The organism is Vibrio sp. SBT000027, assembly GCF_963894355.1.
In the GTDB taxonomy this organism is placed as follows: domain Bacteria; phylum Pseudomonadota; class Gammaproteobacteria; order Enterobacterales; family Vibrionaceae; genus Vibrio; species Vibrio splendidus.
The window spans coordinates 3,131,748-3,147,059 of sequence record NZ_CAWQGD010000004.1; the positions used below are offsets into that span (position 1 = coordinate 3,131,748).

Annotated in this window: 13 protein-coding genes; 11 read left to right on the forward strand and 2 right to left on the reverse strand. The window is 45.7% G+C overall.

What is annotated here, in order from left to right; genetic code table 11:
- The first annotated feature begins 102 nt into the window (after positions 1-102).
- Positions 103-1,296 carry a BaiN/RdsA family NAD(P)/FAD-dependent oxidoreductase gene (locus tag AACU28_RS23790; RefSeq protein ID WP_121603659.1) on the forward strand — a complete coding sequence of 398 codons (1,194 nt, stop codon included), beginning with the start codon at positions 103-105 and terminating at the stop codon, positions 1,294-1,296.
- A gap of 168 nt (positions 1,297-1,464) precedes the next feature.
- Here the strand turns inward: AACU28_RS23790 and AACU28_RS23795 are convergent, their stop codons facing one another.
- Positions 1,465-2,358 carry a DMT family transporter gene (locus AACU28_RS23795; RefSeq protein ID WP_121603660.1) on the reverse strand — a complete coding sequence of 298 codons (894 nt, stop codon included), beginning with the start codon at positions 2,356-2,358 and terminating at the stop codon, positions 1,465-1,467.
- 138 nt (positions 2,359-2,496) lie between these two features.
- On the opposite strand from AACU28_RS23795, the gene rmuC reads away from it, so the two are divergent.
- The 7 genes from rmuC to tatC all read left to right on the forward strand — a co-directional run bounded on the left by rmuC (position 2,497) and on the right by tatC (position 8,827).
- On the forward strand, positions 2,497-4,029 hold the full coding sequence (gene rmuC / locus AACU28_RS23800) for a DNA recombination protein RmuC (RefSeq protein WP_004735561.1): 1,533 nt from the start codon (positions 2,497-2,499) through the stop codon (positions 4,027-4,029).
- Between the two features lie 65 nt (positions 4,030-4,094).
- A complete protein-coding gene (gene ubiE, locus AACU28_RS23805; RefSeq protein WP_029235100.1) occupies positions 4,095-4,874 on the forward strand; it encodes a bifunctional demethylmenaquinone methyltransferase/2-methoxy-6-polyprenyl-1,4-benzoquinol methylase UbiE in 780 nt (259 codons plus the stop codon).
- A gap of 98 nt (positions 4,875-4,972) precedes the next feature.
- The gene (locus tag AACU28_RS23810) at positions 4,973-5,578 is read left to right on the forward strand and encodes a ubiquinone biosynthesis accessory factor UbiJ (RefSeq protein ID WP_121603661.1); all 606 of its coding nucleotides are present in this window, start codon (positions 4,973-4,975) and stop codon (positions 5,576-5,578) included.
- Entirely contained in the window at positions 5,575-7,209 is a 1,635-nt protein-coding gene (gene ubiB, locus AACU28_RS23815; RefSeq protein ID WP_017079346.1) for a ubiquinone biosynthesis regulatory protein kinase UbiB, read from the forward strand. Before AACU28_RS23810 ends, ubiB begins: the two co-directional genes overlap by 4 nt.
- 54 nt (positions 7,210-7,263) lie before the next feature.
- Complete coding sequence (gene tatA / locus AACU28_RS23820; protein WP_004735565.1) at positions 7,264-7,518, forward strand: Sec-independent protein translocase subunit TatA; 255 nt, start codon at positions 7,264-7,266, stop codon at positions 7,516-7,518.
- Between the two features lie 3 nt (positions 7,519-7,521).
- Positions 7,522-7,929, forward strand: a complete 408-nt coding sequence (gene tatB / locus AACU28_RS23825) for a Sec-independent protein translocase protein TatB (RefSeq protein WP_004735566.1) — start codon at positions 7,522-7,524, stop codon at positions 7,927-7,929.
- Positions 7,930-8,071: 142 nt separating this feature from the next.
- Positions 8,072-8,827 (forward strand): twin-arginine translocase subunit TatC, encoded by a 756-nt coding sequence (gene tatC / locus AACU28_RS23830; RefSeq protein WP_004735567.1) that lies wholly within the window; start codon positions 8,072-8,074, stop codon positions 8,825-8,827.
- 364 nt (positions 8,828-9,191) lie between these two features.
- Here tatC and AACU28_RS23835 read toward each other — a convergent pair whose 3' ends face one another.
- Entirely contained in the window at positions 9,192-9,953 is a 762-nt protein-coding gene (locus AACU28_RS23835) for a TatD family hydrolase (protein ID WP_017079345.1), read from the reverse strand.
- Positions 9,954-10,160: 207 nt separating this feature from the next.
- Between AACU28_RS23835 and hemB the strand changes: the two genes are divergently transcribed.
- The 3 genes from hemB to polA all read left to right on the forward strand — a co-directional run bounded on the left by hemB (position 10,161) and on the right by polA (position 15,209).
- On the forward strand, positions 10,161-11,204 hold the full coding sequence (gene hemB, locus AACU28_RS23840) for a porphobilinogen synthase (protein WP_004735569.1): 1,044 nt from the start codon (positions 10,161-10,163) through the stop codon (positions 11,202-11,204).
- A gap of 78 nt (positions 11,205-11,282) precedes the next feature.
- Entirely contained in the window at positions 11,283-11,717 is a 435-nt protein-coding gene (locus AACU28_RS23845) for a GNAT family N-acetyltransferase (RefSeq protein ID WP_121603662.1), read from the forward strand.
- A 678-nt stretch (positions 11,718-12,395) separates the two neighbouring features.
- The gene (gene polA / locus AACU28_RS23850) at positions 12,396-15,209 is read left to right on the forward strand and encodes a DNA polymerase I (protein WP_121603663.1); all 2,814 of its coding nucleotides are present in this window, start codon (positions 12,396-12,398) and stop codon (positions 15,207-15,209) included.
- Positions 15,210-15,312 lie beyond the last annotated feature (103 nt).

Here is a 15,312-nt window from a genome sequence, read left to right on the forward strand (position 1 = left end):
GCAATTAGTAAGGATGTGCTGTTTATGCACATCCTTTTTTATTGATGGCATTTCGAGAACAGGGCGTACTCGAGGTGCAAAAGTGAAGAAAGCAGAACCCCAATGAGTGAAAAGTTTGATGTAATCGTAATTGGTGCGGGCGCCGCGGGCTTAATGTGTGCTGCGGAAGCGGGTAAACGTGGCCGACGAGTGCTGGTGGTTGATCATGCAAAGAAACCAGGCAGAAAAATTTTAATCTCAGGTGGCGGCCGTTGTAACTTCACTAACTATGATGTTTCAGCCAACAACTTCCTATGTAACAACCCTCACTTCGTGAAGTCAGCTTTATCTCAATACACCAACTGGGATTTTATCTCGATGGTGAGTAAGTACGGTATTGAGTTCGAAGAGCGAGACCACGGCCAATTGTTCTGTGTGAATGACCACACTGCAAAAGACATCGTGAGCATGTTGCTTGAAGAGTGTAAGCAGGCGAAAGTTGAACAGCGCTACCGCTGTGATGTTCACTCAATCGAAAAAACAGACGCTGGCTTTAAGATGCACCTTAATACCGACGAAGTTGAGTGTGACTCACTGGTTGTAGCGACAGGTGGTTTGTCGATGCCTAAGCTGGGCGCAACACCATTTGGCTATAAGATTGCCGAGCAATTTGGTTTGTCTGTGATGCCGACTACTGCGGGTTTGGTGCCATTTACTCTGCATAAAGAAGACAAAGAAGCCTTTGCTGAGCTTTCAGGAATCGCGATTCCTGCCGAGATCACCGCGCAAGATGGTACCTTATTCAAAGAAGCGTTGCTGTTTACTCACCGCGGCTTATCTGGCCCTTCGGTATTGCAAATTTCTTCGTTCTGGAAAGCGGGTCAATCGGTTTCGATTAATCTAGTACCAGAAGTGGACGTTGCTAAACTACTTGAAAACTCTCGTGAGAAGCACCCAAATCAGAGCCTGAAAAACACCTTAGCGAAAGCATTACCAAAGCGTTTTGTAGAAGTACTGATTGATCGTAAAGAGCTGGAAGACAAGCCGCTCAAGCAGTTCAATGAAAAACAGCTGAATGACATTGTAGAGCATCTAGAGAACTGGAAAATTGCGCCAAACGGCACGGAAGGTTACCGAACGGCCGAAGTGACTCTAGGCGGTGTGGACACCAATCATCTATCTTCAAAAACCATGGAATGTAAGGACATCAAAGGCTTGTACTTCATTGGCGAAGTCATGGACGTAACAGGTTGGTTAGGTGGCTACAACTTCCAATGGTGTTGGAGCTCTGGCTTTGCAGCAGGCCAGTGGGTTTAAGCTTTGAGCTTACCCATTAGATTTTAAATTACATAAAAATGGCGAGTCATATGACTCGCCATTTTTGTATCTATAAGCGGTAATCCAGCTCTCGATTCGAATTTATCGATAGCTTTTCGTGCTCAATCGAGTCTTTTGGCTCATTTACTCATTTACTCATTTACTCAGTCACGCAGGTTTGTTTTTTGAAAACTTGATCTGTTGAATCACCAAGCCGGCAATGATCAGTACCAAGCCAAACAGGGTCGCTGGGTGAATCTCTTCGCCGATAATAGTGGAAAGTAGCATCAACGAGATAAACGGCGAGGCAAAAATTAGGTTGCTGATACGTGCCGTGTTGTTGGTCAGTTTTAATGCCGAGAGCCACAAGACAAAGGTAATGCCCATCTCGAACAGGCCAACATAAGTCACGGCCATCCAACCTTTTGCTGTGATTTGGCTAAAGCTCTCGCCTTCGTAAAGGGTTAAACCGATCGCGAAGGGCAATGCCACTAAGAAACCAAGCAATACGCCAATCACAGGGTCAGCCTTGTTTTTGGTGTTTAGAATCCAGTATCCCGCCCAAAGCAAGGTTGAAAGTAGCGCCAGAGCCACACCGAGTGGGCTATCGAACTGCATTCCTAGCACGTCGCCTTTGGTGGCAATGACCACCACACCCGCATAACTGAAGGTACAAGCAATCCAATCTTGCTTACGAATCTTTTGTCCCAGAAAAACCGCCGCCATCAAGGTTAGCGTAATTGCCCAGCTGTAGTTGATGGCCTGCGCTTGAGATGCTGGCAATAGGTCGTATGCTTTGAATAGAATCAGGTAGTAGGCCAGTGGATTGACCAAGCCGAGCAGTAGGTAATACCAAGGGTTTGAAAGAAACGTAGTACTCAGCTGAGAAAGCTTGCCTTGAAAGGCGCAGATGGCGATCAGTGCCATTGATGACACTATGCTGGCAATGGTCAGCATTTGAATCGGCGAAAACTCAGCAAGGGTCAGCTTAAAAGCAGTAGCAACTGTTGACCACAGTAATACCGCGGAAAGGCCAAAGCCCAAGGCACGACGTTCGTTCATAGCAACTCATTCTAATTTGATGGGACAGAATACGGAGCGCCTAGTCTATCTGTCGAATTTTAATACGGCAAACTGGACATTTATCCAGTATCAAAATACCATTTAATGAGTTACTTCCAATTAGGCTAAATCATTATCATGCAATGGATTATCGAACATCAAGCACCGCTTATTGCTGCTATTTCTGGCGCGCTCGTCAGCGGCGGTGTGGTGGGTTGGTGGATCAAACAGAAGTTCTCTTTTCAACAGCGACTTCTTGAACAGCAGCTAGAGTCCGACCGTTTGCTGCATGAGTCTCAACAATCCCAGCTCAAATCCTCGCTCGCAGAGGCGCAACAAGAGCTCAATGAGTTGGATGATGACCGAGACAAAGCGGCATTCGAGCTCAAGCAAGCGCATGGCAAGGTGATGGCCGCGATGGAAAAGCTGCGCTACTTTGAGGCGGTCAAGCAAGAGCGCCAACAGTATGCCGATGATATCAATGTTCTTAAGGAGCATAAGTCTGAGTTAGAGGCTGAGCTTCGCGAGCAAGAAGCAAGGCATGACCAAGAAAACCTCGCCAACAGTGAAAAGCTGCAACTGCTAGAACAAGCAGAATCTCGACTTAAGCAGCAGTTTGAACTGTTAGCGAATCAACTGTTTGAGAGCAAAACCGCTAAGGTCGATCAACAAAACAAGCAAAGCTTAGAGGGTTTGTTGTCGCCGCTGAAAGAGCAACTAGAAGGCTTCAAGAAACAAGTGAACGACAGCTTTAGCCAAGAAGCCAAAGAGCGTCATACCTTAGTTCATGAGCTTAAAAACCTGCAACGTCTTAATGAGAGCATGACTCGTGAAGCGGTTAATCTGACCCAAGCACTAAAGGGCGATAATAAACAGCAGGGTAACTGGGGCGAAGTGGTACTGGCACGGGTGCTGGCAGAATCAGGGCTGCGCGAAGGTCATGAATACCAAACTCAAGTGAACCTGCAAAACGATGCGGGCAAGCGTTACCAGCCAGATGTGATTGTGCATCTGCCACAAGACAAGCAAGTGGTGGTGGATTCAAAAATGGCTTTGGTGGCGTTTGAGCGTTACTTCAATGCTGAAACTGATCAACAACGTGATGCTGCATTACGTGATCACTTGGCTTCATTGCGTGCGCACATTAAAGGCTTGAGCCAGAAGGATTATCATCAACTCAAAGGCATACAGAGCCTTGATTATGTGTTGATGTTTATTCCGGTAGAACCTGCGTTTCAGGTGGCGATTCAAGCCGACCCTAGCTTAGTTAAAGATGCGATGGAGCAAAACATTATCTTGGTTAGCCCAACCACCTTGCTGGTGGCACTGCGTACCATTGATAACTTGTGGCGCAACGATAGACAGAATCAGAACGCGCAAGTTATCGCGGAACGTGCGAGCAAGCTTTACGACAAATTACGCCTGTTCGTTGATGATATGGAAGGTCTCGGCAGTTCATTAGATAGAGCCAACCAAAGCTACCAAGGAGCAATGAATAAGTTGGTGACTGGGCGTGGCAATGTGATCCGTCAGGCGGAAAGCTTCAAGCAATTGGGTGTTGAGGTGAAGAAACCGATTTCGGTAGGCTTGGCTGAAATGGCTCAAAATGAGGCTTTTTCAGAAAATGTCTCTTTAGTAGAAAGACAACCTACTGAGGATAAAGTAAACTAATCGGCCGCAGCGCCTCTAAATAGAGAGTGTGCTGTCGATGAGAACTTACCATGGTAGATAACAGCATTATGGACACAAGCGTGCAGACAAATTCAGCAGTAGAGTCAGAAACCACACACTTTGGTTTCGAAACAGTCGCAAAAGACGAAAAAGTCGCGAAAGTAGCAGAGGTATTTCACTCTGTAGCCGCTAAATACGACATCATGAATGACTTAATGTCGGGTGGTGTTCACCGCTTGTGGAAGCGATTCACGATTGATTGCAGTGGCGTTCGCCCTGGTCAACGTATCCTAGATCTTGGTGGTGGTACTGGCGACCTGACTGCGAAATTCTCGCGTATCGTTGGTGAAAAAGGCCACGTGGTTCTTGCTGATATCAACAACTCAATGCTGAATGTTGGCCGCGATAAACTGCGTGATAGCGGTATTGTTGGCAACGTACATTACGTTCAAGCCAATGCTGAAGAGCTGCCTTTCCCAGATAACTACTTCGATTGCATTACCATCAGCTTTTGTCTGCGTAATGTTACCGACAAAGACCAAGCGCTGCGTTCAATGTACCGTGTGCTGAAGCCGGGCGGTCGTCTGTTGGTTCTTGAGTTTTCTAAGCCAGTACTTGAGCCTCTTTCAAAGGTTTACGATGCCTACTCTTTCCACCTGTTGCCAAAAATGGGTGAGCTGATTGCCAACGACGCAGACAGCTATCGTTACCTTGCAGAATCAATCCGCATGCACCCTAACCAAGAAACCTTGGAAGGCATGATGCAAGACGCGGGTTTTGAAAATACAAAATACTTCAACCTAACGGGCGGCATTGTTGCGCTGCACCGTGGTTACAAGTTCTAGTCGAACTTGGTAGCAGGCTCGTCGGGCGTGCTAAAAAATAAGAATAAAGACAGAACGGATAGGTTAAGGCTTATCCGTTTTCAAAGGTAAGGACAGTCATGCCATTTGATCCATTGGTCACCGCGGTTATTGAAACCTCTTTAAATACTTTCGTGAACGATGATCCAGCCTTGGTTCGTCGTTTGTCTCGTTTAAAGGGGCAGATCATTCAAGTTAATTTGAAAGAGCTGAATAAAACTCTCACTTTCGTTTTTAGCCAACAAATCGATGTGTTGTCTGAATATGAAGGGCAGCCTGATTGCTACCTATCTTTGAACCTATCGGTACTGCCTGAACTGCGTGAGCAATCGAACATCACCAAGCTGATCAAGCAAGATAAGCTGATCTTAGAGGGTGACATTCAACTCGCACAAAAATTTGCTCAGCTGATGACAGACTGCAAGCCGGACTTAGAAGAGTGGCTATCGCGCGTAACGGGCGATGTGGTTGCGCATACCGTGGTGCAAGGCGTTAAAAACGTCGGTGGTTTTGTGGCGAAGCAAGCAACTAAGCATCAAAACCATGTTGCTCAGGTTCTGACAGAAGAGTGGAAGATTGCACCGGCTCCGTTAGAAGTGGTGCATTTTTGCGATCAGGTTGATGACGTAAAAAGCTCGGCAGCTCGCCTTGAAGCTAAGTTGAACGCTCTGTTGGAGAAAATATGACCCCAACAGAACTGAAACGTCTTTATCATATTATCAAGGTACAGTTAGAGTACGGCCTTGATGAATTGATGCCTGAGCACCATTTGACTAAAGCTCCTTTACTGGCGCGAAAGTCACTGTTTTGGCTTAAGAACAAGCATCAAGATAAAGAGTTGGGTCATCGCTTACGCCTTGCGCTGCAAGAACTTGGGCCAGTGTGGATCAAGTTTGGTCAAATGATGTCGACACGTCGTGATCTGTTCCCTCCTCATATCGCTGATCAATTGGCTTTATTGCAAGACCAAGTCGCTCCATTTGATGGTGCATTGGCCAAGCAAGATATGGAAAAGGCACTGGGTGGCAGTTTAGATAACTGGTTTACCGACTTTGACATCGAGCCACTGGCCTCGGCTTCTATCGCTCAGGTGCATACGGCAAAGCTTAAAGAGAGCGGCCGCGAGATTGTTCTGAAGGTAATTCGCCCTGATATTCGCCCGGTGATTGATGCAGATCTAAAACTGATGCACCGAATGGCGCGTATAGTCGCTAAGTCGCTTCCTGAAGCACGTCGTTTGAAACCGGTTGAGGTCGTTCACGAGTACGAAAAAACGTTAATTGATGAACTGGACCTGCGCCGAGAGGCAGCCAATGCCATTCAGCTGCGACGTAATTTTGAAGGCAGCGAAGAGCTGTATGTCCCAGAGGTTATCCCTGATTTAAGCAGTGAAACCCTGATGGTGTCAGAGCGAATCTATGGTATTCAGGTTTCCGATATTGAAACTCTAAACGCCAACGGCACCAACATGAAATTGTTGGCAGAACGTGGCGTGACGGTATTCTTCACTCAAGTATTCCGAGACAGCTTTTTCCATGCCGACATGCACCCGGGTAACGTATTCGTTAATCCAGAAAATCCGGATAACCCTCAGTGGATTGGTTTGGATTGTGGCATTGTTGGTACGCTCAACAGCGAAGATAAGCGTTATTTAGCAGAGAACCTGCTGGCCTTCTTCAATCGAGATTACCGTAAGGTCGCAGAGCTGCACGTGGATTCAGGTTGGGTACCACACGACACCAACGTTAACGATTTCGAGTTCGCGATTCGCATGGTGTGTGAGCCAATTTTTGCAAAACCACTTGGCGAGATCTCATTTGGCCATGTGTTGCTAAACTTATTTAATACAGCAAGACGTTTCAACATGGAGGTTCAACCTCAGTTGGTGCTTCTTCAGAAGACCTTGTTGTATGTCGAAGGCCTAGGCCGTCAGCTGTATCCGCAACTTGATTTGTGGGCAACGGCGAAGCCTTTCCTTGAAACCTGGATGATGAATCAGGTGGGGCCGCAAGCTGTGATCAACGCAGTAAAAGAGCGTGCGCCATTCTGGGCAGAGAAACTGCCAGAGCTGCCAGAACTACTTTATGACAGCTTGCGCCAAGGTAAAGCGATGAACCACAGAATGGATCAGCTTTATCAAGGTTACCGAGATAGTAAGCGTCAGCAAGCAACAGGAAAGTTTTTGTTTGGCGTTGGAGCTACTTTAGTCGTATGCTCCGCAATATTAGTTTCAAGCCCTTATGAGCAGCTATCTATGGGCTGTGGCATCGCAGGTGTCACATTTTGGCTGCTAAGTTGGCGAGCTTACCGTCGTTAGACAGTAGACTCCCTTAATATTTTTTATGTGTAGACAGACCCGAGGACAATGACAATGGGTGGTATCAGTATTTGGCAACTTCTAATCATTGCTGTGATTGTAATTTTACTTTTCGGAACGAAGAAACTGCGCGGTATGGGCGGTGACTTAGGTTCAGCGGTGAAAGGCTTCAAAAAAGCAATGAGCGATGAAGATAAGCCTGCAGATAAGAAAGACGCAGACTTTGAACCAAAGAACATTGAACAGCAGAAGAAAGAAGCTAGCGCTGAAACGACTGCTGAAACAAAGAAAGACAAAGAGCAGGCGTAAATCGTGTTTGATATCGGTTTTTGGGAACTGGTATTAATATCTGTCGTTGGGTTAGTCGTTTTAGGACCTGAGCGTTTACCTGTGGCGATTCGCAGTATTTCCAAGTTTGTTGGACAAGCGAAAAGCATGGCAAACAGTGTGAAAGATGAACTTTCTCACGAGCTTAAGGTGCAAGAGCTGCAAGAAAACCTACGCAAGGCGGAAAAAATGGGTATGGAAGATTTATCTCCAGACCTAAAAGCATCAGTTGATGAACTTAAGCAGGCCGCTGCTCAAGTTCAACGCCCGTATGCTAAGCCTGAGTCTGATAAGCCGAGTGAGACTGAACCTAGTGTCACGGAAACTGTGGAATCTGAAACCATTCAGGTCAACAGTGAAGCTTCAGCACCGTCAGATAAGAAAGCCGAATAGTCTCGCAAGGAGGAGTCGCCAGATACTTATGTAGTTATTTAAGTAGACAGCTATTTAAGTAAATAACTATTCAAGTGGATACCAATTCAACTGGATAGATACACGCGGCTCCTTTTCGATCTTCCTGTTTAAGAGGTTTGACATGTCTTCGACTGAGCAGACACAGCCTTTAATTAGCCATCTTCTAGAACTGCGTAATCGCCTATTACGCGCGATTGTTGCTGTTCTGGTGGTGTTTGTTGGGCTAATTTATTTCGCTAATGATATTTATGAGTTCGTCTCTGCACCTTTGGTAGATCGCTTACCTGAAGGCGCGACGATGATCGCAACTGATGTAGCGTCACCATTTTTCACACCCTTAAAACTGACCTTGATCGCGTCTATATTCCTCGCGGTTCCGTTTATTTTGTATCAGGTGTGGGCTTTTGTCGCTCCGGGCTTATACAAGCATGAGAAGCGCTTGATCATGCCGTTATTGGCTTCAAGCTCATTGTTGTTTTACTGTGGTGTGGCGTTCGCTTACTTCATTGTATTCCCGTTGGTATTTGGCTTTTTTACCGCCATATCATTAGGGGGAGTAGAGTTCGCAACCGACATATCGAGTTATCTTGATTTTGTGCTCGCGCTGTTCTTTGCCTTTGGTATCGCTTTTGAAGTGCCAGTCGCCATTATCTTGCTATGTTGGACGGGTGCAACGACACCTAAAGAACTGGCAGAGAAGCGTCCTTACATTGTTGTGGGCGCGTTTATTGTCGGTATGATGCTAACGCCGCCTGATATGATTTCGCAGACACTGTTGGCGATTCCAATGTGTATTCTGTTTGAGATTGGTCTGTTCTTCGCGCGTTTCTATGTGCGTAAACCAGATGCGGATGAAGAGGAAGAAGCGGAGTCTTAATTCGTAGATGCTTAATTCACAGATGCCATGTTCGCAGATGCTATAAAAGCCGTAGTCATTACGGATGAGCATGATCGTTAGAGTTCTTCAGTAAAAATCACATAATAAAAAAGCGGCCCTAGGCCGCTTTTTTATTATGTCTGTTTATCGAATCTTTAACTGATAACCACAGTTCTGACATATATAGAGCTCTTTGATGCCCCAAATTTTATGCCATAGAGTTCGATGTTGACGTTGTAAGTGTTGTGAATGATCACACATAATCAACTACCTCCATATGCAGGCGGTTGATAGTATACATATCACCTTGTTTTCTCAAATAAATTGAGGATAAATCCGTAATAATTACTTATTAATAGATTCGTCATAGATTAAACAATGATTTAGCATTGATGGTGGTTATATTTTCGACTTCTTCAAGGGTAATTCCGCGTAATTCAGCGATGCGTTTTGCCACCAGTTCAGTGTACGCGGGCTCGTTGCGTTTACCGCGATTCGGTGTTGGTGCTAAGTATGGGCAATCTGTCTCTAGGATGACGTAATTCATATCAAGATGTGGAATCACCTTATCCATCCCCGAGTTCTTAAAGGTCGATACGCCGCCTAAACCTAAATGAAAGCCTAGCTCGTTGATCGCTTGGGCTTCCTCTAAGCTACTGCCAAAACAGTGGAATACGCCGCGTAAGCTGCCATCTTGCTCTTTACGAAGCAGAGCAAGTGTCTCTTCAATGGAATCACGAGTGTGGATCACCACAGGTAGATCGAGCTCTTTTGCCCATTGTAGTTGAGTCACGAAAGCCATCTCTTGTTCAGCCTTAAAGGTTTTATCCCAGTACAAGTCGATACCAATCTCACCCACCGCGATAAAGTCATGTTTATCAAACCAAGCTCGAATGGTTTTGAGGGTTTGCTCGATATTCGCATCCACATAACAAGGGTGTAAGCCCATCATTGAACGACACACCTCAGGAAACTGAGCTTCCGTCGCGAGCATTGGCTCGATAGATTCTAAATCGATGTTCGGCAGCAGAATGGTATCAATACCTTGAGCAAGCGCGCGTTGCACGACTTGTTCGCGGTCTTCATCGAATTCGCTCGCGTAAATATGGGCATGGGTGTCGATCATTGTTGTGTCCTGAAAGCGGTCTTTTCTGAGTTGTCATGAGTATACGGCAGTGTGAGGAGAAGGTCATTTTTTGCCATTTATCCCTGTTTTTGAGTGGGTTTTATATTTTACTGTTAGCGTCCTGAGCCATCAGTGATATGCTTTTGCCTGTATTTAGCACTTTCATATCTGAGCATTTTGGTGCTTAGACTAGGCAAGGAGAATCTAGTGTCTGTTTCAATTCAAGGTCAATTCCCAGGTCGTCGTATGCGCCGTATGCGTAAGCACGACTTTAGCCGTCGCCTAATGGCAGAAAATCAATTGTCTGTGGATGACCTCATCTACCCAATGTTTATTCTTATGGGTAAAGAGCGTCGTGAACCTGTCGAGTCAATGCCAGGTGTTGAACGCCTGTCTATCGATCTTATGCTTGAGGAAGCGGATTACCTATCAAAATTGGGTGTTCCTGCAATTGCTCTGTTTCCGGTAGTGAACCAAGATGCTAAAAGTTTATGCGCGGCTGAAGCTCATAACTCAGAAGGTTTGGTACAACGAGCAGTACGCTTACTCAAAGAGCACGTGCCAAATATGGGTGTGATTACTGACGTAGCACTGGATCCGTTCACTACTCATGGTCAAGACGGCATCATCGATGAAGATGGTTACGTGATGAATGACGAGACGACTGAAGTCTTAATCAAGCAGGCTCTGTCTCATGCTGAAGCGGGTGCTGATGTGGTTGCACCGTCAGATATGATGGATGGCCGTATTGGTAAAATCCGTGAAGCGCTAGAAGAAGCTGGCTACATTCATACTCAAATCATGGCGTACTCTGCAAAATATGCATCGTGCTACTACGGCCCATTCCGTGATGCAGTTGGCAGTGCTTCGAACCTGAAAGGCGGTAACAAGAAGAACTACCAGATGGATCCAGCCAACAGCGATGAAGCGATTCATGAAGTCGCGATGGATCTTAATGAAGGTGCGGACATGGTGATGGTGAAACCAGGCATGCCTTACCTTGATATTGTTCGTCGTGTTAAGCACGAACTGCAAGCGCCTACGTTTGCTTACCAAGTGTCTGGTGAATACGCGATGCACAAAGCGGCGATTCAAAACGGCTGGCTGAAAGAGCGCGAAACCGTAATGGAATCACTGTTGTGCTTTAAGCGTGCTGGCGCTGATGGCATCCTGACGTATTTCGCTAAAGATGTCGCAGAGTGGCTTGCTGAAGATAACGCACAAGCTGCTGAGCACTTGCAAGGCAAGTAAGTACGATCAAGCAAACCATATGATCACCAAAGGGTTGGCCGTTGTGCCAGCCCTTTTGTTTTATGAGGATGAAACAAGATGTCTGTCATTGTGCGTGAAGGCTCATTAGAAGAGGTTGTTTCTGTTGTTGAACAGATTACCGAGTTCGCCAGAAAAGAGAGTGTAGCGTCTTTATCGGAGCGACTAGCGGGTAAAACAAGCCTGATCCTCGTTGCTGAAGAGGCGGGTGTGTTACTGGGTTTTAAGATCGGTTATGAATTGGATGAAAACACGTTTTACAGCTGGTTTGGGGGCGTGTTACCGATCGCAAGGAATAAAGGTGTTGCACAGGCGCAATTAGATATTCAAGAACAGTGGGTGAAGCAACAGGGCTACCAACAGCTGAAAGTGAAATCTCGTAACCTGTTTCCCGCGATGCTGCGTCTGTTATTGAAAAACGGTTACCTAATCGAAAAATTAGAAGAAAAAGAAGACATTAATTCCCATAGAATTCATTTTCTGAAGCAAATTTGAGCACTGTGGCTAACGGTTTATAAATTAAATGAGATTTATTATCATTTAAGTGTTGACTATTAAATGAGAATCATTATTATTAACTTCGTCTTAGGGAATGAGGAAATGTTCACAAGGATGTTAAGTACTCAAGTATTTACTTGGTTACCCAACAGAATTCTCGCGAACTTGTACTAAGTTCTTTTTGACACGACATTGCTCACATTGCTTCCAGTGTAATTTATAGCTTTTAGGTAAAGCTGTGGTATTCAATTTGAATGGCTTTACCGGTTTTTGCTAGGCGACATCTTCGGGTGTCGCTTTTTTTATACCTCCATTTCAACAAGATGCATATTTAGTGGCACGTTTTTTTATGAATAAAACGCCATCAGCATTCTTTTCCACAATGCAAGATCGAGAAAAGATCGTTGATCATATGTTCGATCTGTAATTTTATCGTTTATTTTCAGTGGTTTATTTGCATTTTTTCGGTGGTTTACCTTAGTTCTCAACAGGGTGGGTAAATAATATAAACAGAGTTATCCACAGAACGCTTGTGTCTAAGAACAAAAAATAACAACAAATCGATTATTACGAACACAACCGAGTGAACGGATACAGATCGACAACGTAGAATCCAACCAACAGACGTGGCATTCTTAACAGATAATTTCTGTACTTACTGGATTCACAAACATTATGGCTCGTATTCCTGATAATCCATTGATTCTGATCGATGGCTCTTCTTACCTATATCGCGCGTTCCATGCTTACCCTGGCACCATGAGCAATGGTGATATCCCAACGAATGCTGTTTATGGTGTGGTTAACATGCTACGCAGCATGATGCGTCAATTTGCTTCTGATCGTATTGCGGTTATTTTTGATGCGAAAGGGAAAACGTTCCGTGATGATATGTACCCAGAGTACAAAGCAAACCGCCCACCTATGCCTGACGATCTTCGTTGCCAGATAGAACCATTGCACAATGTGATTCGTGCGATGGGTTTGCCACTTATCTCTATTCCTGGCGTTGAAGCAGATGACGTGATTGGTACGTTGGCTTCTCAAGCTTCTGCGATGGGTATGCCTGTGCTTATCAGTACCGGTGATAAAGATATGGCGCAGTTGGTCGATGACAACGTTACCCTAATCAACACCATGACCAACGTGGTGATGGATCGTGAAGGTGTTATTGAGAAGTTTGGTATTCCGCCTGAGCTTATTATCGATTATCTCGCGTTGATGGGCGATAAAGTGGATAACATTCCGGGCATTCCAGGTGTTGGCGATAAGACTGCGACGGCATTGCTGCAAGGTATCGGTAGTATCGAAAAGTTGTATCAAAATCTTGATGACATTGCGGCGCTTGGTTTCCGTGGTTCGAAAACCATGGCTAAGAAGCTAGCTGATAATAAAGACAATGCTGATATGTCTTACCAGCTTGCGACGATTAAGTTAGATGTTGAACTTGAAGAGACACCAGAGTCACTCGTCAAAGCACAGCCAAATATCGACGAGCTGATCAAACTATACGGCCAACTGGTTTTCAAATCTTGGTTGAACGAGCTGCTTGAAGGTGGCAGTGGTGTGGTTGAGGCGGATGAAAGATCTGCAGCAACGGGAACTGGTGCGGTACGCAGCAGTGCTTCTGCAGCAACGTCTACCGTGGAGATGAATACGTCTGCCGTGACAATTGATCGCAGTAACTACGAAACGATTCTAGATGAAGCGTCATTCAATGTTTGGCTAGAAAAGCTTAAAGCAGCTGAATTGTTTGCTTTCGATACTGAAACAGACAGCTTAGATTACATGGTCGCGAACCTCGTTGGCTTGTCATTCGCAACCGAAGAAGGCGTTGCCGCTTACGTGCCGGTTGCTCATGATTACCTAGATGCACCGCAGCAACTGGACCGAGATTGGGTACTTGAACAGCTTAAGCCGATTCTTGAAGATGATACTCAAGCAAAAGTGGGTCAAAACCTGAAGTACGATATGAGTGTGCTAGCGCGCTACGGTATCGAGATGAAGGGCATCAAACACGACACTATGTTGGCTTCTTACGTTTTCAATAGCGTAGGTGGCAAGCACGACATGGACAGCCTAGCGCTACGCTTCCTACAGCATAGCTGCATCTCATTTGAGCAAATCGCAGGTAAAGGTAAGAAACAACTTACTTTCAACCAGATTGAGCTGGGTGAAGCGTCTCCGTACGCCGCAGAAGATGCTGACGTGACACTACGTCTGCATAACCGCCTGATGGAAAACATCGAGCAAGATGAAAAGCTTAAAACCATCTATGAAGAAATCGAAGTACCACTGATTCCTGTGATGTCTCGCATTGAGCGTACTGGCGTATTCATCGATGACATGCTGCTAGGGGCTCAATCACAAGAGATTGCGGTTCGTCTGGATGAGTTAGAGCAGAAAGCTTACGAGATTGCAGAGCAAGAGTTCAACATGAACTCGCCAAAACAGCTGCAAGCGATCCTGTTTGAAAAAATGGGTCTACCGGTTATCAAGAAAACGCCATCAGGTGCGCCTTCAACTAACGAAGAAGTGTTGCAAGAGCTGGCCCTTGATTACCCGTTGCCTAAGCTGATCATTGAGTATCGTGGCCTTGCGAAACTGAAGTCTACTTACACGGATAAACTGCCGAAGATGATCAACGCTGAAACGGGTCGCGTTCATACTTCTTACCACCAAGCGGTAACGGCAACCGGTCGTTTGTCTTCGACTGATCCAAACCTACAAAATATCCCAATTCGTAATGAAGAAGGTCGTCGTATTCGCCAAGCATTCGTTGCACAACATGGTTGGAAGATCCTAGCGGTCGATTACTCTCAAATTGAATTGCGTATCATGGCGCACCTATCGGGTGATAAAGCGCTGTTGGAAGCGTTCCAACAAGGCAAAGATATTCACGCGGCAACGGCTGCTGAGATTATCGGCGTGGCTATTGATCAAGTTACCACTGAACAGCGTCGTCGTGCTAAAGCCGTTAACTTCGGCCTTATCTACGGCATGAGTGCCTTTGGCTTGGCTAAGCAACTGGGTATTCCTCGTGGTGAAGCACAGCACTACATGGACACTTACTTTGAACGCTACCCTGGCGTAATGCAGTATATGGAAGACACACGCAGCGCGGCTTCAGAGCAAGGCTTCGTTGAAACCATTTACGGTCGTCGTTTGCACCTGCCTGAAATCCAATCTCGTAATGGCATGCGTCGTAAAGCCGCTGAACGTGCGGCGATCAATGCACCGATGCAAGGTACGGCAGCAGACATCATTAAGAAAGCGATGCTGTTAGTGGATGAATGGATTCAAGCGGAAGGCGATGGTCGTGTGAAGCTATTGATGCAAGTACACGATGAATTGGTATTTGAAGTTCAAGAGTCAGCTTTAGCCGAAATTGAAAGTAAAGTACAACAATTGATGGAGTCAGCCGCTAATCTAGAAGTACCGTTAGTCGCGGAAGCAGGCCACGGTGACAACTGGGATCAAGCCCACTAATCAGTTTTTGACCTTATTGAGTGAATTAGTATGAGCCAGTGCACAAACACTGGCTTTTTTTTGTCTCGAATAAAGTTGAGCCGTAAGAAGAATTTAAGTGTTT

What these genes read in the sequence shown, in the direction of transcription:
- AACU28_RS23790 (WP_121603659.1), top strand. Translation starts at nt 103, where the DNA reads ATGAGTGAAAAGTTTGATGTAATCGTAATTGGTGCGGGCGCCGCGGGC.
- AACU28_RS23795 (WP_121603660.1), bottom strand. Translation starts at nt 2,358, where the DNA reads ATGAACGAACGTCGTGCCTTGGGCTTTGGCCTTTCCGCGGTATTACTG.
- rmuC (WP_004735561.1), top strand. Translation starts at nt 2,497, where the DNA reads ATGCAATGGATTATCGAACATCAAGCACCGCTTATTGCTGCTATTTCT.
- AACU28_RS23810 (WP_121603661.1), top strand. Translation starts at nt 4,973, where the DNA reads ATGCCATTTGATCCATTGGTCACCGCGGTTATTGAAACCTCTTTAAAT.
- ubiB (WP_017079346.1), top strand. Translation starts at nt 5,575, where the DNA reads ATGACCCCAACAGAACTGAAACGTCTTTATCATATTATCAAGGTACAG.
- tatA (WP_004735565.1), top strand. Translation starts at nt 7,264, where the DNA reads ATGGGTGGTATCAGTATTTGGCAACTTCTAATCATTGCTGTGATTGTA.
- tatC (WP_004735567.1), top strand. Translation starts at nt 8,072, where the DNA reads ATGTCTTCGACTGAGCAGACACAGCCTTTAATTAGCCATCTTCTAGAA.
- AACU28_RS23835 (WP_017079345.1), bottom strand. Translation starts at nt 9,953, where the DNA reads ATGATCGACACCCATGCCCATATTTACGCGAGCGAATTCGATGAAGAC.
- AACU28_RS23845 (WP_121603662.1), top strand. Translation starts at nt 11,283, where the DNA reads ATGTCTGTCATTGTGCGTGAAGGCTCATTAGAAGAGGTTGTTTCTGTT.
- polA (WP_121603663.1), top strand. Translation starts at nt 12,396, where the DNA reads ATGGCTCGTATTCCTGATAATCCATTGATTCTGATCGATGGCTCTTCT.